The organism is Stenotrophomonas sp. YIM B06876 (assembly GCF_030711595.1).
Taxonomy (GTDB): Bacteria; Pseudomonadota; Gammaproteobacteria; order Xanthomonadales; family Xanthomonadaceae; genus Stenotrophomonas.
Map to the genome: position 1 here is coordinate 15,305 of NZ_JAUJUJ010000026.1, position 26,053 is coordinate 41,357.

28 protein-coding genes are annotated in these 26,053 nt (G+C 67.7%); 18 read left to right on the forward strand and 10 right to left on the reverse strand.

The window, feature by feature from the left end; translation table 11 throughout:
• The first annotated feature begins 28 nt into the window (after positions 1–28).
• Positions 29–1,741, forward strand: coding sequence for a tetratricopeptide repeat protein (locus tag QZH66_RS10980; protein ID WP_305806004.1), 1,713 nt, complete (start codon positions 29–31; stop codon positions 1,739–1,741).
• A gap of 43 nt (positions 1,742–1,784) precedes the next feature.
• Positions 1,785–2,570, forward strand: coding sequence for a polyphosphate kinase 2 (gene ppk2 / locus QZH66_RS10985; protein ID WP_305805977.1), 786 nt, complete (start codon positions 1,785–1,787; stop codon positions 2,568–2,570).
• 124 nt (positions 2,571–2,694) lie between these two features.
• On the opposite strand, the gene QZH66_RS10990 is transcribed toward ppk2, so the two are convergent.
• A complete protein-coding gene (locus QZH66_RS10990) occupies positions 2,695–3,267 on the reverse strand; it encodes a TlpA disulfide reductase family protein (protein ID WP_305805978.1) in 573 nt (190 codons plus the stop codon).
• On the reverse strand, positions 3,264–4,538 hold the full coding sequence (locus QZH66_RS10995; protein ID WP_305805979.1) for a YihY family inner membrane protein: 1,275 nt from the start codon (positions 4,536–4,538) through the stop codon (positions 3,264–3,266). Before QZH66_RS10995 ends, QZH66_RS10990 begins: the two co-directional genes overlap by 4 nt.
• Positions 4,539–4,615: 77 nt before the next feature.
• Here QZH66_RS10995 and wrbA point away from each other — a divergent pair, with 77 nt between their 5' ends.
• The 4 genes from wrbA (at position 4,616) to ybaK (ending at position 6,645) form a co-directional block, all read left to right on the forward strand.
• Positions 4,616–5,209 (forward strand): NAD(P)H:quinone oxidoreductase, encoded by a 594-nt coding sequence (gene wrbA / locus QZH66_RS11000; protein ID WP_305805980.1) that lies wholly within the window; start codon positions 4,616–4,618, stop codon positions 5,207–5,209.
• Entirely contained in the window at positions 5,206–5,571 is a 366-nt protein-coding gene (locus tag QZH66_RS11005) for a DUF2069 domain-containing protein (RefSeq protein ID WP_305805981.1), read from the forward strand. The genes wrbA and QZH66_RS11005 overlap by 4 nt, the downstream gene beginning before the upstream one ends.
• A gap of 112 nt (positions 5,572–5,683) precedes the next feature.
• Positions 5,684–6,169: an asparaginase domain-containing protein gene (locus tag QZH66_RS11010; RefSeq protein ID WP_305806005.1), complete on the forward strand. Its 486-nt coding sequence runs from the start codon at positions 5,684–5,686 to the stop codon at positions 6,167–6,169.
• Positions 6,169–6,645, forward strand: coding sequence for a Cys-tRNA(Pro) deacylase (ybaK, locus tag QZH66_RS11015; protein WP_305805982.1), 477 nt, complete (start codon positions 6,169–6,171; stop codon positions 6,643–6,645). The genes QZH66_RS11010 and ybaK overlap by 1 nt, the downstream gene beginning before the upstream one ends.
• Positions 6,646–6,717: 72 nt before the next feature.
• On the opposite strand, the gene QZH66_RS11020 is transcribed toward ybaK, so the two are convergent.
• Positions 6,718–7,815, reverse strand: coding sequence for a branched-chain amino acid aminotransferase (locus QZH66_RS11020; protein WP_305805983.1), 1,098 nt, complete (start codon positions 7,813–7,815; stop codon positions 6,718–6,720).
• Positions 7,816–7,880: 65 nt separating this feature from the next.
• A complete protein-coding gene (gene sufT, locus QZH66_RS11025; RefSeq protein ID WP_305805984.1) occupies positions 7,881–8,432 on the reverse strand; it encodes a putative Fe-S cluster assembly protein SufT in 552 nt (183 codons plus the stop codon).
• A 107-nt stretch (positions 8,433–8,539) separates the two neighbouring features.
• Between sufT and QZH66_RS11030 the strand changes: the two genes are divergently transcribed.
• Positions 8,540–8,962 carry a hypothetical protein gene (locus QZH66_RS11030; RefSeq protein WP_305805985.1) on the forward strand — a complete coding sequence of 141 codons (423 nt, stop codon included), beginning with the start codon at positions 8,540–8,542 and terminating at the stop codon, positions 8,960–8,962.
• 544 nt (positions 8,963–9,506) lie between these two features.
• Here QZH66_RS11030 and QZH66_RS11035 read toward each other — a convergent pair.
• Positions 9,507–10,964, reverse strand: a complete 1,458-nt coding sequence (locus QZH66_RS11035) for an NAD(P)(+) transhydrogenase (Re/Si-specific) subunit beta (RefSeq protein ID WP_305805986.1) — start codon at positions 10,962–10,964, stop codon at positions 9,507–9,509.
• Positions 10,961–11,272, reverse strand: coding sequence for an NAD(P) transhydrogenase subunit alpha (locus QZH66_RS11040; RefSeq protein ID WP_305805987.1), 312 nt, complete (start codon positions 11,270–11,272; stop codon positions 10,961–10,963). Before QZH66_RS11040 ends, QZH66_RS11035 begins: the two co-directional genes overlap by 4 nt.
• A gap of 136 nt (positions 11,273–11,408) precedes the next feature.
• Here QZH66_RS11040 and QZH66_RS11045 point away from each other — a divergent pair, with 136 nt between their 5' ends.
• From QZH66_RS11045 to QZH66_RS11055, 3 genes are read left to right on the forward strand one after another with little or no spacing between them, the layout of a single operon-like run.
• Positions 11,409–11,972 carry an RNA polymerase sigma factor gene (locus tag QZH66_RS11045; RefSeq protein WP_305805988.1) on the forward strand — a complete coding sequence of 188 codons (564 nt, stop codon included), beginning with the start codon at positions 11,409–11,411 and terminating at the stop codon, positions 11,970–11,972.
• Positions 11,969–12,328 (forward strand): hypothetical protein, encoded by a 360-nt coding sequence (locus QZH66_RS11050; RefSeq protein WP_305805989.1) that lies wholly within the window; start codon positions 11,969–11,971, stop codon positions 12,326–12,328. The genes QZH66_RS11045 and QZH66_RS11050 overlap by 4 nt, the downstream gene beginning before the upstream one ends.
• A gap of 5 nt (positions 12,329–12,333) precedes the next feature.
• A complete protein-coding gene (locus QZH66_RS11055; RefSeq protein ID WP_305805990.1) occupies positions 12,334–12,759 on the forward strand; it encodes a DUF3106 domain-containing protein in 426 nt (141 codons plus the stop codon).
• A gap of 44 nt (positions 12,760–12,803) precedes the next feature.
• Here the strand turns inward: QZH66_RS11055 and QZH66_RS11060 are convergent, their stop codons facing one another.
• Positions 12,804–13,913, reverse strand: coding sequence for an NAD(P) transhydrogenase subunit alpha (locus QZH66_RS11060; protein WP_305805991.1), 1,110 nt, complete (start codon positions 13,911–13,913; stop codon positions 12,804–12,806).
• A gap of 67 nt (positions 13,914–13,980) precedes the next feature.
• Complete coding sequence (locus tag QZH66_RS11065) at positions 13,981–16,287, reverse strand: DUF1631 domain-containing protein (RefSeq protein WP_305805992.1); 2,307 nt, start codon at positions 16,285–16,287, stop codon at positions 13,981–13,983.
• A gap of 315 nt (positions 16,288–16,602) precedes the next feature.
• Here QZH66_RS11065 and QZH66_RS11070 point away from each other — a divergent pair, with 315 nt between their 5' ends.
• From QZH66_RS11070 to QZH66_RS11085, 4 genes are read left to right on the forward strand one after another with little or no spacing between them, the layout of a single operon-like run.
• A complete protein-coding gene (locus QZH66_RS11070) occupies positions 16,603–17,178 on the forward strand; it encodes a nitroreductase (RefSeq protein WP_305805993.1) in 576 nt (191 codons plus the stop codon).
• A gap of 13 nt (positions 17,179–17,191) precedes the next feature.
• Positions 17,192–18,127, forward strand: a complete 936-nt coding sequence (locus tag QZH66_RS11075; RefSeq protein ID WP_305805994.1) for a 5'-3' exonuclease H3TH domain-containing protein — start codon at positions 17,192–17,194, stop codon at positions 18,125–18,127.
• Positions 18,124–18,675, forward strand: coding sequence for an NUDIX hydrolase (locus QZH66_RS11080; RefSeq protein WP_305805995.1), 552 nt, complete (start codon positions 18,124–18,126; stop codon positions 18,673–18,675). The genes QZH66_RS11075 and QZH66_RS11080 overlap by 4 nt, the downstream gene beginning before the upstream one ends.
• On the forward strand, positions 18,668–19,480 hold the full coding sequence (locus QZH66_RS11085; RefSeq protein ID WP_305805996.1) for an N-formylglutamate amidohydrolase: 813 nt from the start codon (positions 18,668–18,670) through the stop codon (positions 19,478–19,480). Before QZH66_RS11080 ends, QZH66_RS11085 begins: the two co-directional genes overlap by 8 nt.
• A gap of 55 nt (positions 19,481–19,535) precedes the next feature.
• Here QZH66_RS11085 and pip read toward each other — a convergent pair whose 3' ends face one another.
• Together pip and prmC are read right to left on the reverse strand one after the other, a co-directional pair.
• The gene (pip, locus tag QZH66_RS11090; RefSeq protein WP_305805997.1) at positions 19,536–20,477 is read right to left on the reverse strand and encodes a prolyl aminopeptidase; all 942 of its coding nucleotides are present in this window, start codon (positions 20,475–20,477) and stop codon (positions 19,536–19,538) included.
• Positions 20,478–20,736: 259 nt separating this feature from the next.
• Positions 20,737–21,570, reverse strand: a complete 834-nt coding sequence (prmC, locus tag QZH66_RS11095; protein WP_305806006.1) for a peptide chain release factor N(5)-glutamine methyltransferase — start codon at positions 21,568–21,570, stop codon at positions 20,737–20,739.
• Between the two features lie 372 nt (positions 21,571–21,942).
• On the opposite strand from prmC, the gene ahpC reads away from it, so the two are divergent.
• From ahpC to rnk, 4 genes are all read left to right on the forward strand, one after another.
• Positions 21,943–22,506, forward strand: a complete 564-nt coding sequence (ahpC, locus tag QZH66_RS11100) for an alkyl hydroperoxide reductase subunit C (protein WP_305805998.1) — start codon at positions 21,943–21,945, stop codon at positions 22,504–22,506.
• Positions 22,507–22,686: 180 nt separating this feature from the next.
• Positions 22,687–24,279, forward strand: a complete 1,593-nt coding sequence (gene ahpF, locus QZH66_RS11105) for an alkyl hydroperoxide reductase subunit F (RefSeq protein WP_305805999.1) — start codon at positions 22,687–22,689, stop codon at positions 24,277–24,279.
• A 92-nt stretch (positions 24,280–24,371) separates the two neighbouring features.
• On the forward strand, positions 24,372–25,313 hold the full coding sequence (gene oxyR / locus QZH66_RS11110; protein WP_305806000.1) for a DNA-binding transcriptional regulator OxyR: 942 nt from the start codon (positions 24,372–24,374) through the stop codon (positions 25,311–25,313).
• A gap of 201 nt (positions 25,314–25,514) precedes the next feature.
• Positions 25,515–25,940, forward strand: a complete 426-nt coding sequence (rnk, locus tag QZH66_RS11115; protein ID WP_305806001.1) for a nucleoside diphosphate kinase regulator — start codon at positions 25,515–25,517, stop codon at positions 25,938–25,940.
• Positions 25,941–26,053: the final 113 nt, after the last annotated feature.

Below are 26,053 nucleotides of genomic sequence, written 5' to 3' on the forward strand. Positions count from 1 at the left end.
GGCCGCAGCGCGCGTGGACCGGGTGGCAATGAACCCGGCGCTGGCCGAACGCGAACACCTGCGCCAGGCCGTGCGGCGGCAGCCGTCCGACTTCATCGCCTGGGTGATGCTGGCCGATGCCGAACTGGAGATTGGCGATACCGGCGCCGGCGATGCCGCCGCCCAGCGCGCGTTGCAGTTGCGCCCCGGCCACCCCGAGGCATTGGCGCGGCTCGGCCGTACCCGCTGGATGCAGGGCCGTCATGGCGAGGCGGCCACCCTGTTGCAGCAGGCCTCGGATCTGGTGCCGCAACACCCGGGCATCGCGCTGTGGCTGGGACATGCACTGGAAGACGCGCAGCAGGCCGAAGCCGCCGCCGCGGCCTATCGCCGCGCCCACACGCTGCTGCCCGATGAACCCTATATCGCCGCGCAGCTGTTGAACTGGCAGCGCCGGCTGTGTGACTGGCGCGGCATCGACGCGCTTTCGCAGCAGGTGCGCAGCGCCGTGACCCAGGGCCGTGCCGCGGTGGAACCGTTCGCCTTCCTGAGCGAAGACGCCAGCGCCGCCGAGCAGCTGGCGTGCGCCCGCCAGCGCGCGCACGGGGTGCTGCAAGGTCTGCGGCCGTTGCCGCCCAGCCGCGTGCGCGGCCACGGACCGTTGCGCATCGGCTTCCTGTCCAATGGCTTTGGCGCGCACCCCACCGGGCTGCTGACCGTGGCGCTGTTTGAAGCCTTGCGCGCGGACCGCGACCTGCAGCTGCATCTGTTTGCGCTCACCGGCGACGATGGCAGCGCGATCCGCCGGCGCCTGCACGCCGCCGCACACACGCTGCATGAGGTCGCCGGCCGGCGTCATGCCGATATCGCCCTGCACATCCGCCACAGCGGCATCGACCTGCTGTTCGACCTGCGCGGCTGGGGCGGCGGCGGCACCCCGGAAGTGCTGGCGATGCGGCCGGCGCCGCTGCAGCTCAACTGGCTGGCCTATCCCGGCAGCTCCGGGGCGCCGTGGCTCGATTATGTGCTGGCCGACGGTTTCGTATTGCCGCCGGCGCTGAAGCCGCATTTCAGCGAGCAGGTCCTGCGCCTGCCGCGCGCCTTCCAGCCGTCGGACAGCACCCGCGCGATCGGCGTGCCGCCGTCACGCAGCGAATGCGGGTTGCCGCCGGACGCGGTGGTGTTCTGCTGCTTCAACAACAGCTACAAGCTCAATCCGCGCAGCGTCGCGCGCCTGTGCGAAGTGCTGCGCGGAGTTGCCGGCAGCGTGCTGTGGCTGCTTTCCGGACCCGGCGACGCCGATGCCCGGCTGCGCGCCGCCGCTGCGCGGCACGGCGTGGACCCGGCGCGACTGGTGTTCATGGCCAAACTGCCGCACGCCGACTACCTGGCCCGTTACCGGCACGCCGACCTGTTCCTGGACACCCATCCCTACAACGCGCACACCACCGCTTCCGATGCGCTGTGGGCCGGCTGCCCGGTGCTGACCGCCCCCGGTGACACCTTTGCCGCGCGCGTGGCCGGCAGCCTCAACCATCACCTGGGGCTGGATGACATGAACGTGGCCGGCGACCGCGCTTTCATCGATACCGCCATCCGCCTGGGCAACGACCGCGCAGCGCTGCAGCACCTGCGCCAGCGCCTGTCCGCACAACGGCAGACGTCGGGCCTGTTCGACATGGAAGGTTTCGCCCGCGACTTTGCCCGCGTGCTCAGGCAACTGGCCCGCACTGCCGGCTGGCAGGGCGCTGACGCCACCTGAATCCGGCGTGCGGCAGACTCCGGCTTCCACACCGGGAGTGACCATGGCCAAGCTAAAACGCAAGCCGTACGAACGGCTGCTGCAACCGATGCAGCTGGAACTGGCGCAGATGGCGCGCTGGGCCCAACACAGCGGGCAGCGCATCCTGGTCCTGTTCGAGGGCCGCGATACCGCCGGCAAGGGCGGGGTGATCCAGGACATCGCCCGGCACCTCAACCCGCGCCAGTGCCGGGTGGTGGCGCTGCCCAAGCCGAACGACCGCGAGTCCAGCCAGTGGTACTTCCAGCGCCACGTCGCGCACCTGCCGGCGGCCGGGGAAATCGTGCTGATGGACCGCAGCTGGTACAACCGCGCCGGCGTGGAGAAGGTGATGGGCTACTGCAGCCAGGCGCAGTACCACGCCTTCCTCAAGCACACTCCGATGTTCGAGCAGCTGCTGGTCGACGACGGCATCCTGCTGTTCAAGTACTGGCTGTGCGTGGACCAGGAACCGCAGGAGAAGCGCTTCGCGCAACGCCGCGACGACCCGCTGAAGGGTTGGAAGCTGTCACCGGTGGACCTGCAATCACGCCAGGCCTACAGCGAATACACCGCTGCCCGCGAGGCCATGCTGCAGGCCACCCACCGCCCCCATGCGCCATGGACGCTGGTGGAATTCAACGACCAGAAGCGCGGCCGCCTGACCCTGATCCGCAACCTGCTCGACCGCCTGCCCGACACCCGCATTGACGACCCGCCGGTCGAATTGCCACCGTTGCCGGGCAAGCCGAAAAAGGAAAAGTACAGCGTGGTGAAACCGCTGCCCTCCATCCCCATTGCAACGACATAGGTTGCAAGGCGGCGGCGCTCAAGGCAGCGCAGCGGCACCGGGTTTGCGGGGAATCCTCCGCAGCCCTGCCGATCCTGCGACGGCACAGGGCCGCTGCAGGGCGGCGTGCGGGCAGGCCGCGGGCTTACCCCACCTTGCCCCCGGCCACCACAATCGCCTGTTCGATCTCCTGCGCGTTGACCGGGCCGAGGAACTGCCTGGCGACCTTGCCGTCCGGTGCGATCAGATAGGTCATCGGCAATCCGCGCGGGGTGGCGAAATCCTTGGGCGGGTTGTAGGTGTCGACGATGGCGACCGGATAGGCGACCGGGTGTTTTTCAAGGAAGCCGCGCATCTCGGCCGGCTCGATATCCTCGTACGCCAGACCGATCACCTCGATGTTGTCGCGCATCGCATGCAGCGCCGACAGCTCGGGCATCTCCTTCAGGCACGGGGCGCACCAGGTCGCCCAGAAGTTCACCACCACCCACTGTCCGCGATGGGCGGCCAGATCGTAGCTGCCTCCGTCCACGGTCGCCAGCTGCAGCACCGGGATCTGGGCCGTCTGCTGCACCACCTGGGGCTGCCCGGCGTCACTGGGTGGCTCGGCCGCGACGCCGGGCGGTTCCGCCGGGGGTGCGACCGGGGCCTGCGGCGCCGGCTTGCAGGCCGCGAGCACCAGCAGGGTCAAGGCCAGCGGAAACATCTTCAACGTCATCGGCTCTCTCCGGATTGATCGTAAATATCGCCGACGCGCCGCTTCAGCAGCTCACGCAGCGGCACGCGCAGTTCGTCCAGCGCGCGGCAGGCAGCCTGCCCGAGGCTGTCGTCGCGGAACGGCAGCCACGCCTCGGCGGCCGGAATGCGCAGCTGCGAGCTCTCGTAAAGCTCGTGCAGCGTCACCTTGTCCAGATCACGCGCCAGCAACCATTGCCCGCGTTCGTCGCGACGCACCAGCCGGATCGCTTCCAGCTCGCACAGCAGTTCCTGCAGCAGCGAGTCGGTCAGCATCGGCTCCAGTTGCAGCAGTTCGTCCTCGTCCAGCCCCTGCCCGCCGTCCCGCGCTTCACGCAGTCGCCCCAGCAGGCGCAACAGCGCGTAGAACTCGCACCCCTGCGGCAGCCGGATCGCCAGCGGCTGGTAGCGGAATGCGGCGATGGACGAAGACAGCGAGGCGCCCAGCAGCACCGAGACCCATCCCAGATAGATCCACAGCAGCAGGATCGGCACGAACGCAACCGTGCCGTACAGACGCTGGTAGGACTGGAAGCTGCCCAGATAGATGCCCATGCCCCACTTCACCAACTCCAGCATCAGCACCGCCAGCAGCGCCCCGGGCACGGCATGGCGCCACTTCACCGTGTGGTGCGGCACCACCCGGTAGGCCAGCATCACGCAGATGAATTCAATCAGCACCGGCGTCAGCGTCAGCGCCACATCGGCCAGCCAGCGGCCTTCGACGGTGCCGAACAGCGGCAGCGCGAAGACCTTGGCCGAAATCGCCAGCGAGGCGGCGGCCAGCATCGCGCCCAAGGTCAGCACCGTCCAATACACCAGGAACCGGGTCAGCCGCGGCCGCGCCGAGGCCACCCGCCAGATGCGGTTGAAGGTCTGCTCGACGCTGTTGAGGGTGATCAGCAGCGACACCACCAGCGCGATGAAACCGGCGGCGGTGAGCTGGCCGGCGCTGGCCGAGAACTGGCGCAGATAGCCTTCGGCCGCGCGTGCCGCGGTGGGTACGAAATTGGAGAACACATAGTCGCTGAGCGCCTCGCTCCAGCGCTCGAACACCGGGAACGCCGACAGCACCCCGAACACCACGATCGCCAGCGGCACCAGCGCGAACACGGTGGTGTAGGCCAGCGAGCCGGCCGCCTGGAACAGGCGGTCATCCAGGAAGCGATGCCAAAGGAAACGGGCGAAACTGGTGGTGCGTGGCCGGTCACGCACCCGTTCCATCCATAGATTGAGCGTATCAAGCGGTTCCATCGGCCAAGGGTACCCGATGCAAAGCGACGCCGGCATCGCCGATACTGCCGGTCCCTGCATGACAAGTTGAAGGCCCGATGGCGGAAATACTGGTGCTGTACTACAGCCGTGGCGGCGCGGTGGCGCGACTGGCGCGGCAGATCGCACGTGGCATCGGCGAAGTTGCCGGCATGAGCGCGCGCCTGCGCACGGTCCCGCCGGTCGCCACGGTGACCCAGACCAGCGCCCCGCCGGTACCGGAGGACGGCGCACCCTATGTGGAAATCGCCGATCTGGGTGAGTGCAGCGGCGTGATCCTGGGCAGCCCGACCCGCTTTGGCAACATGGCCGCGCCGATGAAGCACTTCCTCGACAGCCTCGGCGCCGAATGGGTCAACGGCACCCTGGCCGGCAAGCCGGCAGCGGTGTTCACCTCGACCGCCTCGATGCACGGCGGCCAGGAATCCACCCTGCTGTCGATGCAGTTGCCGCTGCTGCACCACGGCTGCCTGATTGTCGGCATTCCCTTCACCGAACCGGCCTTGAGCCACACCACCAGCGGCGGCACCCCGTATGGCGCCAGCCATGTCTCCGGCGCTGACGGCAATCTGCAGCTCAGCGACGACGAGGCGCACCTTGCCCGGGCACTGGGCAGGCGGGTGGCCGATATCGCGCAGCGGTTGGCGCGATGAACGGCCGTCGGCGCGACCTCGCGCTCGCCGCGGCGTTGCTGGCGCTGGCAGTGCTGTTTGGCGGCTGGTTCCGCAATGACAAATACCCGCTGGCGGCGCTGCTGGTGTTCAGCCTGCCACCCCTGCTGCTGCTCGCCGGGGTGCTGGCCGGCAAGGCGGTCGCCCGCTTCTGGGCCGGGGTGCTGGCCCTGTTCTGGTTCAGCCACGGGGTGATGAGCGCCTGGGCGCAGCGCGAGACGGCGCTATATGCCGCGGCCGAGATCGCGCTGTCGCTGCTGATCATCGCGCTGGTCAGTGTGCCCGGCATGCGCGCGCGCTTTGCCGCCAGGCGCACCGCGGCCGGCGCTGAACCACGGCCTTGAGCGGCTTCCGCCGCGATGCCGCGCCCCTGCCGGGAACCGCGGTCGCGCTTTATCATGCGCAGCATCGCGGCGCCCCCGCCGCTGGCAGTCACCGCAAGGATTTACCGCAATGATGGAAGAACTCCTGATCGTCACCACCGGTGGCACGATCGACAAGATCTACTTCGACGACAAATCCGACTACCAGATCGGTGATCCGCAGATCGGCATGATCCTGCGCGAGCTGGGCGTCACCTTCCGTTTCAATGTGATTCCGATCCTGCGCAAGGATTCGCTGCACATCACCGACGATGACCGCGAACTGATCCGCGCCACCATCGCCGCGCAACCGACCCGCCATGTCCTGGTCACCCACGGCACCGATTCGATGGTCGCCACCGGCAAGGTGCTGAGCACCATTCCCGGCAAGACCATCGTGATGACCGGCGCGCTCAGCCCGGCCCGGTTCCGCGGCTCGGACGCCGAGTTCAACATCGGCTGCGCGATCGGTGCGGTGCAGTCGTTGCCCGAAGGCGTCTACATCGCCATGAACGGTCGCATCTGGGACCCGCAGAAAGTCCGCAAGAACGTCGACGCCAACCGCTTCGAAGCGATCTGATGGCCAAGGGCACCCGCGCCACTGCCGCGCTGGACAAGGCCGGGATCGCCCACGGCCTGCACGGGTACGACTACTCGGCCGAGGTCGACAGCAAGGGCCTGGCAGCGGCGCAGGCACTGGGCATCGACCCGGCGCGGATGTTCAAGACGCTGATGGCCTGGGTGGACAAGCAGCCGCTGATCGCGGTGATTCCCAGCGACCGGCGGCTGTCACTGAAAAAGCTCGCCGCCCGGTGTGGCGGCAAGCACGCGCAGCTGATGGAAGTGTCCGAAGCCGAGAAGCGCAGCGGCTACAAGGTGGGCGGTATCAGTCCGTTCGCGCAGCAGCGCCCGGCCAGCATCGTGTTCGCCGATGACGTGCAGCAGCACGGGACGGTCTACATCAACGCCGGCCAGCGCGGCCTGTTGCTGGATCTCGCCCCCGCTGACGCGTTGCGCTTCCTGCAGGCACAGTTGGCCGATATCTGCGAAGACTGAAAGCCGGCATGTCACGCAAAAGAAAGCCCCGCATCGAGCGGGGCTTTGCTGTTTGACGCAGCAGTGCCGGACTCAGCCGTCCAGACGCACCAGCCAGCCATGGCGATCAGCCTGGCGACCGTACTGGATATCGGTCAGTTCCTTGCGCAGCGACATGGTCACTTCACCGGCCGGGGCATTGATGTCGCCCACCGAGAAGTCTTCACCCTTGAGCTGGCCGATCGGGGTGATCACCGCAGCGGTGCCGCAGGCAAACACTTCGGTGATCGCGCCGGAGGTCACGCCATCCTTCCACTCGTCGATGCTGACCTTGCGCTCGACCACCTTCATGCCGCGGTCGCGCGCCAGCTGCAGGATGCTCTCGCGGGTGATGCCTTCCAGGATGCTGCCGGACAGTTCCGGCGTCACCAGGGTGCCGTCCTTGTAGACCAGGAACACGTTCATGCCGCCCAGTTCCTCCAGGTACTTGCCCTCGACCGGGTCGAGGAACAGCACCTGCGAGCAGCCCTGCGCCTGCGCCTTCTGCTGCGGCAGCAGGGAGGCGGCATAGTTGCCGCCGCACTTGGCCGCACCGGTGCCGCCCTTGGCCGCACGCGCGTAGTCGGTGGACAGCCAGATCGACACCGGCGCCACCCCCTTGGCGAAGTACGGACCGGCCGGGCTGGCGATCACGTAATACGTGGCCTTGTGCGCGCCGCGCACGCCGAGGAACGCCTCGTCGCCGATCATGAACGGGCGGAAATACAGGCTGGCCTCATCGGCACCGGACACCCAGTCCTTGTCCAGCGCGACCAGCTGCTTGAGCGATTCGACAAAAATCTCCACCGGCAGCGACGGCAGCACCAGACGCGCGGCCGAGCGCTGCAGGCGCGCGCCGTTGGCTTCCGGACGGAACGTCCAGATCGAGCCGTCGGCGTGACGGTAGGCCTTGATGCCCTCGAAGATTTCCTGGCCGTAATGCAGCACGGCCGCGGCCGGGTCCAGCGAAATCGGGCCATACGGCGTTACCGCCGCATCATGCCAGCCGGTGTCCTTGTCCCAACGTACGGCCACCATGTGGTCGGTGAAGTACACACCAAACCCCGGCTTCTCCAGGATCTTGGCGCGCTCCTCGGCGCTACGCGGATGGTCCGAACGGGTGACAGCAAAGCTCAGCGAAGACTGGGACACCGGATAATTCCTTCCAGATTGCGGGATGGGACACCGCCCGATGCCCTTGCGGCATCAGGTCGGGCTTACAACATGCCGGTTTCGAGCCGGGCGGCTTCGGACATCATGTGCCGGCCCCATGGTGGATCGAACACCAGATCGACATCAGCTTGGGCCACCGTCGGAATCATTTCCAGCTTGCTGCGCACATCATCGACCAGGATCTCGCCCATGCCGCAGCCGGGCGCGGTCAGCGTCATCTTCACATCGACCTCGCGCTGGCCATCGTCCAGGTGCTTGATGTCCACTTCGTAGATCAGCCCAAGGTCGACGATGTTGAACGGAATTTCCGGATCAAAACAGGTGCGCAGCTGCTGCCACACCAGCTTTTCGACGTCCTCGTCGGCGGCGTTCTCCGGCAGCTCCAGCCCCGGCGGCGGTTCCTTGCCGATCGCATCGCCATCCTTGCCGGCAAGGCGGAACAGGTTGCCTTCGACAAACACGGTATAGCTGCCACCCAGCGCCTGGGTGATATAGCCATAACTGCCGGCCGGAAGGGTGACGACTTCGCCCTGCGGCACCATGACGGCCTGGCAATCGCGCTCGAAGTGGACGGGTTCGCTGCTACGGGAATACATGGGCATGGATATGGGGACGCGGACAGTTCCCGCAAGGCCACCATTTTATCCGACTGGGCGCCCTCTCCGCTGAAAGGCTATGCTGTGGCACTTCTTCAGGAACCCCCATGGCTCCCACGTCCGCAGCGGCCAGCCGCACTGTCCACTGGCTTTGGCCCCTGCTGTTGGTGCTGGGCAGCGTCACCCTCACCATCGCCTGGCTGCTCGTGGCGCTGTCCACCGGAACCCAGGCCGGCTGGATGGCGGTGGTGGCGGCACTGGAAGCGGCGTGGATGCTGCGACTGGGCACGTTCCGTCCTGGCCGCGCGCGGGTACTGGTCGCGGCAGCCGCCACGCTGCTGATCACGCTGGCGGCCAACTGGAGCATCGCGGCGGCCCATATCGGCAGCACGCTGGGCCTGACCCCGTGGGAATCCTCGCTCAAACTCGGCCCGCACCTGGCCTGGACCCTGTTCGGGCTGGCCAATGGCCTGGGCGAACTGCTGTGGCTGCTGCTGGGCCTGGTGGTCGCCTGGCGCCTGGCGCGCTGAGCCCCTGCCGCCGTAGCGCATCGGCGCCGGTGCCGGCGGTCCCTGTAGTGCCGGGCAACGCCCGGCAGCGCTTGGCTGGCAGCGCTTGGCCTGTAGCGCTTGGCCGGCAGCGCTTGCCCAGGAAGCCCGCAGCGGGGCAGCGCATCGGCGCCGGTGCCGGCGGTCCCTGTAGTCCCTGTAGTGCCGGGCAACGCCCGGCAGCGCTTGGCTGGCAGCGCTTGGCCTGTAGCGCTTGGCCGGCAGCGCTTGCCCAGGAAGCCCGCAGCGGGGCAGCGCATCGGCGCCGGTGCCGGCGGTCCCTGTAGTCCCTGTAGTGCCGGGCAACGCCCGGCAGCGCTTGGCTGGCAGCGCTTGGCCTGTAGCGCTTGGCCGGCAGCGCTTGCCCAGGAAGCCCGCAGCGGGGCCGCGCATCGGCGCCGGTGCCGGCGGTCCCTGTAGTCCCTGTAGTGCCGGGCAACGCCCGGCAGCGCTTGGCTGGCAGCGCTTGCCCAGCAAGCCCGCAGCGGGGCGCTGCCTCGTTCTTGTCTGTCCGCAATCTGCCGCGTCAGTGCCCGCTATCCAGCGCCTTCAATTCGCTGACCAGCGCGCCGGCCATTTCGGCGCCATCGCCGTAGAGCATGCGGGTGTTGTCGGCGTAGAACAGCGCATTTTCGATACCGGCAAAGCCGGTGCCCTTGCCGCGCTTGATAACGATGGTGTGCCTGGAATTGACCACATCCAGGATGGGCATGCCGTAGATCGGGCTGGCCGGATCGGTCTTGGCGACCGGGTTGACCACGTCGTTGGCGCCGATCACCAGCGACACGTCGGTGTTGGCGAACTCGGGGTTGATGTCGTCCATGTCGGCGATCAGGTCGTAAGGCACGCCGGCCTCGGCCAGCAGCACGTTCATGTGCCCGGGCATGCGCCCGGCCACCGGGTGGATCGCGAACTTCACCTTGACCCCGCGGTCGATCAGGCGCTGCGCCAGCTCCCAGATCTTGTGCTGGGCCTGGGCCACGGCCATGCCATAGCCGGGCACGATCACCACGCGCTCGGCAAACGCCATCATCGCCGCCACGTCGCCGGCCTCGATCGGCTTCTGGCTGCCGCTGATGTCCTGGGCCTGGCCATTGCTGCCACCGAAGCTGGAGAACAGCACGCCGCTGATCGGACGGTTCATCGCCTTGGCCATCAACCGGGTCAGCAGGATGCCGGCCGCGCCCACCATCATGCCGGCGATGATCAGCGCCTCGTTGCCGAGCACATAACCCTCGAACGCCACCGCCAACCCGGTGAACGCGTTGTACAGCGAAATCACCACCGGCATGTCGGCACCGCCGATCGGCAGCGTCATCAACACGCCCAGCACCAGCGCCACCACGAAGAAACTGACGATCGCCAGCGGCTCGAGGCTGAGCGCGGCCCACGTCCCCAACGCCACCATCGCCACGGCGACCAGCAGGTTGAACGCCTGCTGCCCGGGGAAGGTGACGCGGCGGTCGAGCCGGCCGTCGAGTTTGGCCCAGGCGATGACCGAGCCGGACAGCGAGATCGCGCCAATCGCCGCACCGATCACGCCCAGCGCCAGCACCGTGGTCGAGGGCTGGCGCGCGGCCAGTTCGGCCAGGGCCGGCGCGCTCCAGTGGCTGGTATCGCGATGGGCCAGGAACGAGAAGCGCAGCAGTTCCACCGCACCGATCGCCGCGGCCGAACCGCCGCCCATGCCGTTGTACAGCGCCACCATCTGCGGCATGTCGGTGATGGCCACCTTCTTGGCCGACACCCAGGCCAGCCCGGTGCCCAGCACCAGCGCCAGCGCGATCAGCGCGATGTTGTGCAGCCCGGGCAGGAAGAACGTGGCCACGGTGGCGATCAGCATGCCCAGCCCGGCCCAGCGGATGCCGCTGCGCGCGGTCATCGGCGAGGCCATGCGTTGCAGGCCCAGCAGGAACAGGGTGGCGGCGGCCAGGTAGCTGGTGTTCACCAGCCAGGCAAGCACTCCGGCAGTGGTCACGTTCAAGCCTTGTGCTCCGGCTTGGCGACGGGTTTGCGGCTGGACTTGAACATGTCCAGCATGCGCTCGGTCACCACATAGCCGCCGGCGGCGTTGCCCGCGCCCAGCAGCACGGCGACAAAACCCAGCGCCTTTTCCAGCGTGGTATCGGCATGCCCCAGCACCACCATCGCGCCGATCAGCACGATGCCGTGGATGAAGTTGGACCCCGACATCAACGGTGTATGCAGGATCACCGGCACCCGCGAGATGATCACGTGGCCGGCGATTGCCGCCAGCATGAAGATGTACAACGCTACGAACCCGTCGCTCATTGGCTGTCCTCTCCGAGGCTGGAATCGCCCGTCCGGCATCATAACCGCGGCCGGAAAGCGGATGCGAACCCGGTCGTGTCAACCGCGTGCGCCTCCGGACGTTTGCACAGATGACCACGTCCTGGAACGCTAAGCTGTGCTGGTGCCGAGCCCCACCCTTCCGCCGCAGAACCCCGCCGAGACCGCGACCCCGGTTTCGCTGGACGCCTTTCTGGCGGGCATCGGCCCGCGTGCGTTCCGTTTCGCCGAGGCCGGGCTGCGCCAGCGCGAAGATGCGCTGGATGCGGTGCAGGACGCGATGGAACGGATGCTCGGCTACCGCGACCAGCCGCCACAGGAATGGACGCCGCTGTTCTGGAGCATCCTGCGCCGACGCATCATCGATCTGCAGCGGCGGCGCAGCTTCCGGTTGCGCTTCTGGGCGCCGCAGCAAACGCACAGCCAAGACAGCGCCATCGACTGGGCCGACGAGGCGGCCGGTCCGGCGCAGCAGCACGAGCAGCGCGAAGGCTACGCGCGCCTGGTCGCCGCGTTGCGCACGCTGCCCGCCCGCCAGCGCGAGGCGTTCACCCTGCGCGTGCTGCAGGAGCTGGACGTGGCCACCACCGCCAAGGCGATGGGCTGCTCGGAAGGCTCGGTCAAGACCCACCTGTCGCGGGCGCGCGACGCTTTGCACAGACAACTGGAGGCCCCCCGGTGAACAGCCGCTCCCACAGCGACCCATTCGAGCAGTCATTGCAGCACCTGCATGACCGCGCGCTGGCGTCGGTTTCATCCTCCACGCTGGCGCAACTGCGCCATGCCCGCCACAGCGCCCGTGCGGCACCGGCGGTTTCGCCGTGGCGGCAGCATCGCTGGTGGCTGGCGACCGCCTGCTCGGCGGTGCTGGCGGTGACCGCGGCACTGAACTTCCACGCGTTCGCCCCCCACCAGACGGCGCCGGTGCGCCCCCAGGCCGCCAGCACGGCCATGGCGGATGATGACACCCTGCTGTTGGACGAAAGCCCGGAACTGTACCTGTGGCTGGGTTCGGACAACGCCTTGGCCATGGAGTAAACCCGATGAAAACGTACCTGCCGCTGCTCTTCCTGCTGGCCTGCATCAGCACCCGGGCGGCCGCCCAGCAAACGCCGTTGCCCGAATGGGACAAGCTCAGCGCGCAGCAGCGCGAAACCCTGATCGCGCCACTGCGCGACCGGTGGAATGCCGCGCCGGAACGGCGCCAGCGCATCTACGAGCATGCCCGCGACTGGCAGGCCATGACCCCGCAGCAGCGGCAGCAGGCGCGCACGGGCTTGAACCGTTTTGAAAACATGCCGCCGCAGCAACAGCGCGAGGCACGCGCACTGTTCGCCAGGATGCGCGGCATGGACAAGGCACAGCGCGAACAGCTGCGCACCCAATGGCAGGGCATGAACGCCGAACAGCGCCGGCAGTGGACCGAGGCCAACCCGCCACCGCGCGAGGTGCCGCGCCCCGCGCGCTGAACAGCCGCTGGCGGGCACGGCGGGTGCCCGCTGCAGTAACCGGATCAGACCGGCGGAATTTCCCCGGTGACCGGACGTGGCGGCCATACCGTGCGCGCCAGCAGTTCATCGTTCCAGTCGAACGCCAGCGCACCGTCTTTCAAGAACAGCGCGACGAAGTTGTAGACGTTGCGCGCAAACATCTCGCTGGCATGCACCGCGCCCATGCTGGCCAGATCGCGCGGACCGGCAACGGTCACCCCGTCCACCTGCACGGTTTCCCCCGGTTGCGTCGCCGCGCAGTTGCCGCCGCTTTCGGCGGCCAGGTCGACAATCACGCTGCCCGGTTTCATCCCGGCCACCATCGCCGCACTGATGATTTTCGGCGCCGGTCGCCCCGGTACCGCCGCGGTGGTGACGATCACGTCCACCGACTTCAGATGCTCGCCCAGCCGCCGCTGCTGTTCGGCCAGTTCCTCGGCGGTCAGTTGCCGCGCGTAGCCTCCCTCGCCGGCCGCATTGACCCCCAGATCGAGGAACCGCGCGCCCAGCGACTCGATCTGCTCACGGGTTTCCGGCCGCACGTCGAACCCTTCCACCTGCGCGCCCAGACGCCGGGCGGTGGCGATCGCCTGCAACCCGGCCACCCCGGCGCCCACCACCAGCACTTTCGAGGGCCGGATCGTACCGGCGGCGGTGGTCAGCATCGGGAAGAAGCGCGGCGCCAGCTGCGCGGCGATCAGCATGGCCTTGTAACCGGCCATGCCCGCCTGCGAACTGAGCACGTCCATCGATTGCGCGCGGGTGGTGCGTGGCAGCCGCTCCAGTGGGAACGCGCACACCTGGCGTGACTGCAGGGCCTCGGCGCGCGCGGCGTCAGCCTGCGGCTGCAGACTGCCGACCAGCACGGCTTCCGGCTTGAAGTGGGCGATCACCGCCGCGGGCGGCGCCTGCACGCACAGCACCACGTCGGCGCTGGCAACACTGTGGGCCTCGGCGATGTGCGCGCCGGCCTCGCGATAGGCCTGATCTCCAAAACCGGCGGCACTGCCGGCGCCGGCCTCGATGCGTACCGTGGCGCCTGCGGCCGTCAGCTTCCTCACCGTTTCCGGCGTTGCCGCCACCCGCCGCTCGCCTGCGGCGGACTCCTTCAACACCAGCACTTCCACGGCCATGCCTGTTCCCCGATCCGCGACGGAATATCTCCAGGATCCTAACAAAGCCCTCTCGCGGCCGCTGCGCTCAGTGCACGGTGGGGGTCTTCAGCTGCGGGTCGAGGCGCTCGATGACGCCCGCCATGGCACTGTCGAACGCGCCGTCGTCGACGTGGGTACGCAGCCGTCCCAGCCGCACCATCACCGCCAGCTCTTCCGGCGAGGCGACGCAGAACCGCACGCCGCGGCGGTTGACGAACAGCAGCCGCGAGGAGATCGGACTGACCCACGACAGCTTGCCGGCCTGCACCTTGCCGTCCTTGTCGACAAAATCCAGCCAGGTACCGATCTCCAGGGTGCGGAAACGGTCGGCATCGGCGTTGTCGAAATCCTCGGCCTTGGCCTCGCCAGCCAGCTCCATGGCAGGCGCCTCCTGTGCCGGCGGCAGCGGCAGCGCCACCTGCGGCAATTCCGGCAACGCGCGCTCCAGCTCCGGCCGGGTCTCGGCGATCGCCTGCAGCGTGTCGTGCAGCACGTCGATCGCCGCACCGCTGCTGTCGCCATGCAGGCCAACGCTGGCAAACACCTTTTCCAGTGCCGGCTGGCAGGACTGCAACCACGGCTTGCCGACGATATGGCGGCGCGCCTGGGCAACCTCCTCGAGCATGTCATCGGCCAGCTTCAGGGTTTCCTGCACAGCCTCGCCCTCTTCGCCTTCGCGCAGCAGGTTCAAGGTCAGGTGATGGCTCCACGGCTGGCGCAGGAAATCCTCGATGGCCTTGGGCAGCGTGGCCGAACCCACCCGCGTGTCCAGTTCGGCGGCAGCGCGGGCGCGGGCCAGCTCCAGCTTTTCCTGGCCGCGCTGGGTCTCGGCGGCACGCCGTTCGGCAATCTCGATCCGGCGCCGGTGCTGGGCCAGAAAGTCGCGGAATTCTTCTTCCAGGGTCAGGAAGATCGCCAGGTTCTCATTGAATTCGGCCACCAGCCGCTCGATGATTTCCTCGACCTTGCCCATCAGCACGCGCTCGGAGGCGCTTTCGCCGGTATTGCCTTCACAGGCCTCGGCCAGCGAATTGAGCAGCTTGCGCGCCGGGTGGGTCTTCTGCACGAACATGCGCCGGTCAAGCATGGCCACCTTCACGAACGGCACCACCAGGCGCCCGATCAGCTCGCGCGAGCGCCCTTCCAGGTCGCGCTCGTCGAGCATCACGTCGAACAGCATGCCGACCAGATCGATCGCATCCTCATCCTGCGGGTCCAGCCGCGCACTGGCCGGATCGACCCCGAGCTGGGTGGCTCCGGACAGCACTTCACTCTTCAGCCGCTGCGCCAGCGATTCGCCGTCCTCGCCGATCGCCGCGCGCAACGTGGCGCTGGGCGTGGCCTGCAACAGCGACAGCACCGACATCATTTCGCGCTGGCTCAACGGCCGCTGCTGGCCCACGGCCGCCTGCGCCGCGGACGTCGCGTCCTCGCGCACGCTGCGGGTCTGCGCCAGCAGGCCATGCAGGGCCTCCATCAGCATTTTCTGGTTGCCGGCGACCGCATCGGCTTCATTCGCATAACCGCCGTCACCGCCACCGGGCATGCGCCCACGGTTTTGCGGCCAGCGTTCGGCAAAACGTCGCGCCCACGCCGGGGCATAGCGCGGATCGTAAGGGTCGTCCTCGCCGGCATCGGCCATGCCGCCTTCACCGGCGGGTCTGGGCGCCGGTGGCCGCGGCGGCGCACGCCGGACCTGCGAGATCTCCGGCATCACGCCGGCTTGCGCGAGCTTTTCATCCAGCGCTTCATACAATTTGGCAATACCGGCAGCCAGCGCGCGCTCGCACAATTTGATCAGCACCAGCCGCACTTCCGGGGCCAGGTCACAGGTGGCGAAGGCTTGATGGATCGCCACGGCCACATGTTCCGGCGCGATCGGATTGGTGTCGGCATCCAGCTCAGCCACTCCGGCCACCCAGGCCAGGCGGCGGTCGATGCGCGCCAGCACCGGCTTGCACTCGCGCAGCAGCACCGTGGCGAAGTTGCGCACGGCCAGCCGCGATTCCAGTACATGCTCGGGCACCAGGCTCAGGCCGCTGTCGCTGCGCGCGGCCAGCGTGGCCTCGGCCGACAACGGTGCGCCCGCTTCCAGCGCGGCCCATGCCGCTTGCAGGTGCGCACGGAACCGGCTGGCGATCTCGTCCTGGCGCCGGCGCAGCTCGCGCATGCCATCGAGGAACAGCAGCTGCGACGCCCCGGCCTTTTCCGCCCGGTCGAACAGGACATCGTCAAAGCCGGCAAGCACCGAGCTGAACGACTGTCCCAGCACCGGCAGGACGGCCTCGCGGGCGAGGGCCAACAATTTCTGATCGCGGCCGCCAGGGCCCGACGGATGCGGATTGGACATCATGCGCTAAGGCCCCACGTCCTCGCGGACGCTGAACTTCTGGAGATCAAAAAGGAAGATGCAGACGCGGCCCCTGTTTCCGCCATTGCATGGTAGGCGCTGAACATGAATGGGGTAAGTGATGCAGTCCGCACTTTGAGCCTCGTTACCGGCAACCCGGCAGGCCTTGTATCGTAAGCCTCCCAGGGTGACCGCGCGACAAACACGTGGCTGTGCCCGCACCAACGCAGCGCACAGAAATCCCGGCCGTTCAGTCGACAGGCCGGGGGTACAGGCGCCCCGCCTATAATCGGCCGGTCGATTTGAACCATCGTGACCATGACTGATACCCCTTTGTTGCAGGCGCTGGACCAGCGCCGCTCTGTTCCTTCCCGGCAGCTGGGCGAACCCGGTCCCGACGAGGCCACGCTGCTGCGGATGCTGCAATCGGCCGTGCGCGTCCCGGACCACGGCAAGCTGGTGCCGTTCCGGTTTCTGCGCCTGCAAGGACCGGCCCGGCAGGCACTGGGGGAGTTCCTGGTGCAGCGCACCCGCGAGCGGGATCCCGCTGCCGGTGAAACCGTCATCGAGAAGGATCGCCAGCGGTTTTCGCATGCGCCACTGATCATCACCGTAATCGCGCAGCTGCAGCCCGACGCCAAGATCCCGGTGCAGGAACAGCTGCTGACCGCCGGATGCGTGTGCTTTGCGTTGCTGCAGGCCGCGCAGGCGCATGGCTTCGGTGCCCAATGGCTGACTGCGTGGATGGCCTATGACACCGAGGTCGCCCGCCACCTGGGGCTGGTCGACAACGAACGCATCGTCGGTTTCATCCACATCGGCACACCCAGGCTGCGGATCCCCGAGCGCGACCGCCCCGATCCGGCACAGCTGCTGCAGGACTGGCAGCCGTGAGCAGGTTGCAGCGATGAACCAGCCTGCGCCCCGCCCGCCGCTGTATCTGGTCGATGCCAGCCTGTACGTGTTCCGGGCCTGGCACTCGATGCCCGACGAATTCCAGGACGCCCAGGGTTGGCCGACCAATGCCGTGCACGGGTTTGCGCGTTTCCTGCTGGACCTGCTGGAACGCGAACGGCCCGGCCATATCGCCGTCGCCTTCGACGAAGCGCTGGACAACTGCTTCCGCCACCGTCTCTATCCGGCGTACAAGGCCAACCGCGATCCGGCCCCGGACGCGCTGCGCCGCCAGTTCAGCCACTGCAAGGCGCTGTGCGCCGCCCTGGGCTTGAACGTGCTGGCCCACCACGAATACGAGGCCGACGATCTGATCGGCGCAGCCCTGCACAGCCGCCGCGACGCCGGCTACCGCGGGGTGATCGTTTCGGCCGACAAGGACCTGTCGCAGCTGCTGTACGAGCATGACGAGCAGTGGGACTACGCCCGCAACGTGCGCTGGGGCATGGGCGGGGTCAAGGCCCGCCACGGCGTGCATGCGCACCAGATCGCCGACTATCTGGCGCTATGCGGCGATGCGGTGGACAACATCCCCGGCGTCACCGGCATCGGCGCCAAGTCGGCGGCGGTATTGCTGGCGCATTTCGGCAGTCTCGATGTGATGCTGGAGCGGATCGATGAAATCCCGTTCCTGCGCCTGCGCGGCGCCGCCACCATCGCCAGCCGGCTGCGCGAACAGCGCGGACACGCGCTGCTGTGGCGGCAGCTGACCACGATTGCGCTGGACGCCCCGCTGGGTACCACCCAGGCCGACTTCGCCCGCGGCGGCGGCGATGCGGACATGCTGCTGGGCCTGTGCGAAGCGTTGCGCTTTGGTCCGCTGACCCGGCGCCGGCTGCTCACCGCCGCCGGACTTTCCGATTCCCCCCTCGCCCCGGAGGTCGCATGAGTCCGGATACCCAAGCCCCACGGGTGGTCTACGAGGGCAAGTACCAGCGCATGGTCGTGCGCGGCAGCTGGGAGTACAGCGAGCGCACCCACGCCGGCGGTCTGGCCGCGATCATCATCGCGGTGACGCCGGACGACAACGTGCTGTTTGTCGAACAGTTCCGGGTACCGCTGCAGGCGCGCACCATCGAGATGCCGGCCGGGCTGGTGGGTGATGTCGATGCCGGCGAGTCGATCGAGCGCTCGGCGCTGCGCGAGCTGGAAGAGGAAACCGGCTGGACCGCCGATCATGCCGAAGTGCTGATGATCGGCCCGACCTCGTCCGGGGCCAGCAGCGAGAAGATCGCCTTTGTCCGCGCCACCGGCCTGCGCAAGGTCGGCGTCGGCGGCGGCGATGCCAGCGAGGACATCACCGTGCACGAGATTCCACGCGCCCGTGCCGCGGCGTGGCTGGTGGAGAAGATGGGCCAGGGTTACCAGCTGGACGCCAAACTCTGGGCCGGGCTGTGGATGATCGAACACCGGCTGGATGGCACGCCCCGTGATTGATTCACTCACGTGCGCCCGCGCGCGCGCTGTCTGCACCGCCCCCCTGCTGGGACCGGACGATCCGCCGCCGTTCCAGGTCCATCATCCCCACGGCCGCTCGCCGTTCGTGCTGATTGCAGACCACGCCGGGCAACAGGTGCCGCAGGCCCTGGACGGTCTGGGCCTGGCGCAGGCCGAACGGGACCGCCATATCGGCTGGGACATCGGCATTGCCGGAGTCACCCTGGAACTGGCGCGGCGCCTGGATGCCTGGGCGATCACCCAGACCTATTCGCGGCTGGTGATCGACTGCAACCGGCCGCTGGCGTCGCCGACCCTGATCGCCCCGATCAGCGATGGCACCGTGATCGCCGCCAATGCCGGGCTCGACGCCGCCGCGCGGCAACAGCGCATCGATGCGATCCATGCGCCGTATCACGCGCGAATCACCGCCGAACTGGACCTGCGCCAGCAACGCGGGCAAGCAACGATCCTGGTGGCGATGCACAGCTTCACCCCGGCCATGAACGGGGTGGAGCGGCCGTGGCATGCCGGCGTGCTGTACCACCGCGACATCCGGCTTGCCCACGTGCTGCGCGATGCGCTGGCGGCCGAGCCGGGACTGGTGATCGGCGACAACCAGCCCTATGCGGTCACCGCAACCAGCGACTACGCCGTGCCCATCCACGGCGAAGCCCGCGGCCTGGTGCATGTGGAGCTGGAGATCCGCCAGGACCTGATTGCCGATGTCCGCGGCCAGCACGAATGGGCACAGCGTCTGGAGCGCATCCTGCGCCAGCTGGCACCGCAATTCACCGCGATTTGAATTAATGAAAAAAGGCGGCCCGTGGCCGCCTTTTTCCTGTCCATCGGCGCCAGGCTCAGGCGAACGAATCGGTCGCGCGCACCAGGGCGTCCACGTTCTCGGCTTCGAACGCCGAATGCCCCGATCCGGGGGTGATCTGCAGCCGCGCCTTCGGCCAGGCCTTGTGCAGCTCCCAGGCGTTGGCCAGCGGGCAGACCACGTCGTAGCGGCCGTGCACGATCACCCCGGGGATATCGGCAATCCGGTGCACGTCGCGCAGCAGCTGGTCTTCCACCTCGAAAAAACCCCCGTTGACGAAATAGTGGTTCTCGATGCGGGCGAAGGCCAGCGCGAACTGCGGATCCTCGTGGCTGTTGATGAAGTCCTCGTCCACGTGCAGGTAGCTGGTGGCGCCCTCCCACACGCTCCAGGCGCGGGCGGCGGCCAGCCGGGTGGCTTCATCGTCACCGGTCAGGCGCCGGTGGAAGGCGCTGATCAGGTCGTGCCGTTCCACCAGCGGAATCGCCTGGATGTAGTGCTCCCACGCATCCGGGAACAGGCGGCTGGCGCCTTCCTGGTAGAACCACTCCAGCTCCCAGCGGCGCAGCATGAAAATGCCGCGCAGCACCAGCTCGGTGACGCGCTGCGGATGGGTTTCGGCGTAGGCCAGCGCCAGCGTCGAGCCCCAGCTGCCACCGAACACCTGCCAGCGTTCGATCGCAAGGTGCTCGCGCAGCTTCTCGATATCGGCCACCAGATCCCAGGTGGTGTTGTCGGTCAGGTCGGCATGCGGGGTTGAACGCCCGGCGCCGCGCTGGTCGAACAGGATGATGCGGTACTTGGCCGGGTCGTGGAAACGCCGCATCTTGTCGTTGCAGCCGCCGCCGGGGCCACCGTGCAACATCACCACCGGCTTGCCATCCGGGTTGCCACACTGTTCGAAGTACAGCGTGTGGCGATCGTCGACCTGCAGCGAACCGATGGCGTAGGGGGTGATTTCGGGATAGAGCGTGCGCATGTCGTGACTCACTGGCAATGAGATGCCGATTCTATCGCAGCCGGCCCGGCCGCTTTCCTTCACCTGCGCGTTGCCGCCGGCCGCAGCCCCGCCCACCTTTCCCGGTTTGCCAGACCTGGACCGGCCCGAGCGGCCGCGCGTCCCGGGCCTGCCGCCCGTGGCCCGGCCACGGCGCGCCCTCGAAGGATCACAACCGCGTTGGAACCCGGCGTGAGCGGCTGGCCGGCTCACGTCTCCTGCGCAAACGCCAGGCACCGGATCACCCGGGCAGCCGCCCCAGGGTGACGCGATCACGCTGTTCCAGATCCTGCGCCGTGGCGACGTCGACAAAACCGGCGCGCTGCAACAGCGCGCGTACCGCCGCGCCCTGGTCCCACCCGTGCTCAAGCAACAACCAGCCGCCAGGATGCAGATGGCCCGGCGCGGCGGCGGCAATTTCGCCGAGCGCCTGCAGCCCATCGGCCCCGGAGGCCAGCGCCGACAGCGGTTCATGACGCAGGTCGCCCTGGTCCAGATGCGGATCGGTGCTGGCGATATACGGCGGGTTGCTGGCAATCAGATCGAAGCGTTCACCGGCCAGCGGCGCCAGCCAGTGGCCCTGGCGGAACTGCACATTGCCCAGGGCGTGCGCCAACGCGTTGGCACGCGCGACCGCCAACGCCCCTTCGCTGAAATCGGTGGCCACCACCTGCGCCCGCGGGCGCTCGCTGGCCACGGCCAATGCGATGGCACCGGACCCGGTGCCCAGGTCGGCGACCCGCCACGGCACCTGCTGCGCCAGCCGCGCCAGCGCCAGTTCCACCAGCAGCTCGGTTTCCGGGCGCGGAATCAGCGTGTCCGCGCTGACCTGCAGATCCAACGTCCAGAACCCGCGGCGGCCGGTCACATAGGCCAGTGGCGCGCCCTCCGCGCGCAACGCCACCACCTGCTCGAAACGGGCAACAACGTCGGTGGCAACCGTATCGCCGGCATGGGCGAACAGCCAGGCCCGCTCGCAGCCCAATGTATGCAGCAGCAACGCTTCGGCTTCATGGCGGGCGGTGTCGCCACCCAGCCGCGCGGCGGCCTGCCTCAACAATTCGGCAACAGTGATCGGGGACAATTCAATTTCCTCGGCGGCGAACGCGACAGAGGAATTTTACGGCGTAGCCGGCCGGCGCGACTTGCCGGCGCCGTGGCCTTGGCCACTTCAGCAGGCGGAGAATTGCCGATACCCCTGGCACCCGTGCCACCGGAGCGGGCCGGTCCATATAGCCGGCCTATGCCTCCATTCAGCAACCTCCATACAGCCGGCTTGGAAATTATGCAGAACCCCCAATATCCACCCGTAGGCCAGATAAAACACGCACCAAGATAGGCCAAGCCTATTGAAACCATGAATTCAATTCATTTGTTTTATTAGGCAGGGCCTATTAGTCTTTGCTTCACGTTCTCCACCCCCGTCCCTTCAACAAGAGGAAGTCACATGTCCCTTATCAATACCCAGGTCCAGCCGTTCAAGGTCAACGCGTTCCACAACGGCAAGTTCATTGAAGTCACCGACGCCAGCCTGAAGGGCAAGTGGTCGGTGATGATCTTCATGCCGGCCGCGTTCACCTTCAATTGCCCGACCGAGATCGAAGACGCCGCCGACCATTACGCCGAGTTCCAGAAGGCCGGCGCCGAGGTCTACATCGTCACCACCGATACCCATTTCTCGCACAAGGTGTGGCACGAAACCTCGCCGGCCGTGGGCAAGGCCAAGTTCCCGCTGGTTGGCGACCCGACCCACCAACTGACCAACGCCTTCGGCGTGCACATTCCGGAAGAAGGCCTGGCCCTGCGCGGCACCTTCGTGATCAACCCGGAAGGCGTGATCAAGACCCTGGAGATCCACTCCAACGAGATCGCCCGTGACGTGTCCGAAACCCTGCGCAAACTGAAGGCCGCCCAGTTCACCGCCGCCCACCCGAACGAAGTGTGCCCGGCCAAGTGGAAGGAAGGCGAGAAGACCCTGACCCCGTCGCTGGATCTGGTCGGCAAGATCTAAGCAACACCCGCTCCCACCCCGCCTCGCGGCGGGCGTGGGGGTGAACCGCAACATGTTGATCCCCGCCAGCGGCACGCCAGCCCAGCGGACAAGCAGGTTGCGGTTCACCCCTACCTTTCCCGGCGCGTTGCCCAGGCAACCGCGTCCTCCCCCGTTTTGCCTCGAACAAGGAGTTGCGCCGTGCTCGACGACACCCTCAAGACCCAGTTGCAGCAGTACATGGGCCTGCTGCGCCAGCCGCTGCGCCTGATCGCCTCGCTCGATGACAGCGCCGCCAGCCAGGACATGCGTGGCCTGCTCGACGACATCGTCGCCGCCGGCAACGGCAAGATCACCCTCGACGCCGGCGGCACCGATGCGCGCCGACCGTCGTTCGTCGTCGCCCGTGAAGGCCAGGACCATGGCGTGCGTTTCGCCGGCCTGCCGCTGGGCCACGAGTTCGAATCGCTGGTGCTGGCCCTGCTGTGGACCGGCGGCCATCCGCCGAAGGTGGCGCAGGACGTGATCGACAGCATCAAGGCGATTGATGGCGACTTCGACTTCGACGTCTACATGTCGCTGACCTGCCACAACTGCCCGGACGTGGTGCAGGCGCTGGCGCTGATGGCGATCCTGAATCCGAAGATCCGCACCACGGTGATCGAGGGCGGCACGTTCCAGCAGGAAGTGGAGCAGCGCCAGGTGATGGCGGTGCCGATGGTGTTCCAGGGTGGCGAGATGTTCGACTCCGGCCGCATGAGCCTGGAGCAGATCGTCGCCAAGCTCGACACCGGTGCCGCCGCCCGCGAGGCCGAGAAGATCAAGGCCAAGGACGTGTTCGACGTGCTGGTGGTCGGTGGTGGCCCGGCCGGTGCGGCGGCGGCGATCTATGCCGCGCGCAAGGGCATCCGCACCGGTGTGGCGGCCGAGCGTTTCGGCGGCCAGGTGCTGGACACCCTGGCGATCGAGAACTTCATCTCGGTGCAGCACACCGAGGGCCCGAAGCTGGCCGCGGCACTGGAAGCCCACGTGCGCGAGTACGAGGTGGACATCATGAACCTGCAGCGCGCGACCAAGCTGGTGCCGGCCGGCGCCGATGGCCTGGTCGAAGTGAAGCTGGAGAACGGTGCCTCGCTGAAGTCCAAGAGCGTGATCCTGTCCACCGGCGCGCGCTGGCGGCAGATGAACGTGCCCGGCGAGAACGAGTACCGCAACAAGGGCGTGGCCTATTGCCCGCACTGTGACGGTCCGCTGTTCAAGGGCAAGCGCGTGGCGGTGATCGGCGGCGGCAATTCCGGCGTGGAGGCGGCCATCGATCTGGCCGGCCTCGTCAGCCACGTCACCGTGTTCGAGTTCGACAGCCAGCTGCGCGCCGACCAGGTGCTGCAGGCCAAGCTGCGCAGCCTGCCCAACGTGAAGGTGATCCTCAACGCGCAGACCACCGAGGTGCTGGGCGACGGCCAGAAGGTCAACGGCATCGTCTACACCGACCGTATCGGTGGCGATTCGCACCGGGTCGAGCTGGAAGGCATCTTCGTGCAGATCGGCCTGCTGCCCAACACCGAATGGCTGCGCGGCACGGTGGAGCTGAGCGGACGCGGCGAGATCGTCATCGACGAGCGTGGCCAGACCAATGTGCCGGGCGTGTTCGCCGCCGGTGACTGCACCACGGTGCCGTACAAGCAGATCATCATCGCCATGGGCGCCGGTTCGACCGCGGCACTGAGCGCGTTCGATCATCTGATCCGCAGTTCCGTGCCGCAGGCCGAGGTGGCCATCGCCGAAACCGCCTGAGCCCGGTCGCCGCCGCACGCGGCAACGGACCGGCCATCGGCCATCACCACGGGCGATCCTTCGATCGCCCCGCTTCGTTTCCGGAGTCCAGCTTGAATCTGCGCGATCTCAAATATCTGGTGGCACTGGCCGAGCACCGGCACTTCGGCCGCGCCGCCAGCGCCTGCTTCGTCAGCCAGCCCACGCTTTCCACCCAGATCAGGAAGCTGGAGGAAGAGCTGGGGGTGTCGCTGGTCGAGCGCGCGCCGCGCAAGGTGATGCTGACCCCGGCCGGCCGTGAGGCGGCCGCGCGCGCGCGCGGCATCATCGCGGAAGTGGAACAGATGAAGGAAGCCGCCCGCCGCAGCCGCGCCCCGGAGGCCGGCACCGTGCGCCTGGGCATTTTCCCCACGCTCGGGCCGTACCTGCTGCCGCATGTGATCTCGCGCATCCGCGCGCGCTTCCCGCAACTGGAGCTGCTGCTGGTGGAGGAAAAAAGCGACGTGTTGCTGGCCCAGCTGCGCAACGGCCAGCTCGACGCCACCGTGCTGGCGCTGCCCCTGCACGACGACCAGCTGCATACCGAATTCCTGTTCGAGGAGCCGTTTGTCCTGGCCGTGCCGGAGGGCCATCCGTTGGCCCAACGCAGCAGCGTGCACCTGAACGAACTGGCCGATCAGCGCCTGCTGCTGCTGCAGGACGGCCACTGCCTGCGCGACCAGGCTCTGGATGTCTGCCACCTGGCCGGCGCGCTGGAGAAATCCGAGTTCCAGGCCACCAGCCTGGAAACGCTGCGGCAGATGGTGGCAGCCAATGTCGGCATCACCCTGCTGCCGCTGCTGGCGGTCAAACCGCCGGTGGCACGTTCAGAAAACATCCACCTGCTGGGCTTTGACGGCGCCCCCCGGCCCAGCCGGCGAATTGCCCTGGTCTGGCGGCGCAGTTCGGCCATGAACGGGTTCCTTGAACAGCTGGCCCGCCTGTTCCAGTCATTGCCGGACACACTGCTGCAGCCTGCGCCGCTGCGGCCCGAGGAACCGTCCACACCGACCTGAACCGCCGGTTTGCAGCGCCGCGGCCTCGCGACGCCGGCACCGGCGCTGACGGCCTCGCGGCATCCATTGCTTTCAGGCCGCCGCAGGCGCGATGATCGCAATGGGTCGCTTCCGGCCCCCATTGTCAGCACAATAGAACCGGGCGGCGCCAACAGGGTGCCGCCTTTTGCTTGTCTTTTGAATAACTGCAGGAGCTTTCCCATGACGACCAACAGCGGTCTACCGCCGTCAATCATTGTTTCCAGCCGAGATATGGCCCGCCTAGAGGCCATGCTGGAATCCCCCGCGCTGAGCCGGCACCCGGCGGCCGTGGCGCTGAGCCAGGAGCTCTACCGCGCGCAGGTGCTGCCCCCGGAAGAAGTGCCCGAAGGCATCGTCACCATGCACTCGCGGGTGGAGTGCGTGGACGAGCTGCATGACGAGAAACATTCGCTGACCCTGGTCTACCCGCACGAGGCCGATTTCGACAAGGGCCGCGTTTCGGTGCTGGCGCCGGTCGGCAGCGCGCTGCTGGGCCTGTCGCTGGGCCAGACCATCGACTGGACCGCCCCGGGTGGCCGCCAGCTGCGCCTGCGTGTGACCGCGATCCATTACCAGCCCGAAGCCGCCGGTGATATCCACCGCTGAGCGCGCCCGCGCGCCAGCGTTGTACCTGCAAGACAAGAAAGGAAGTAGCAATGACCCATGTCCAGCCCTCCAAACTCGCCCAGCTGCGCGAACTGTCCGTGGTGGTGGCCGAT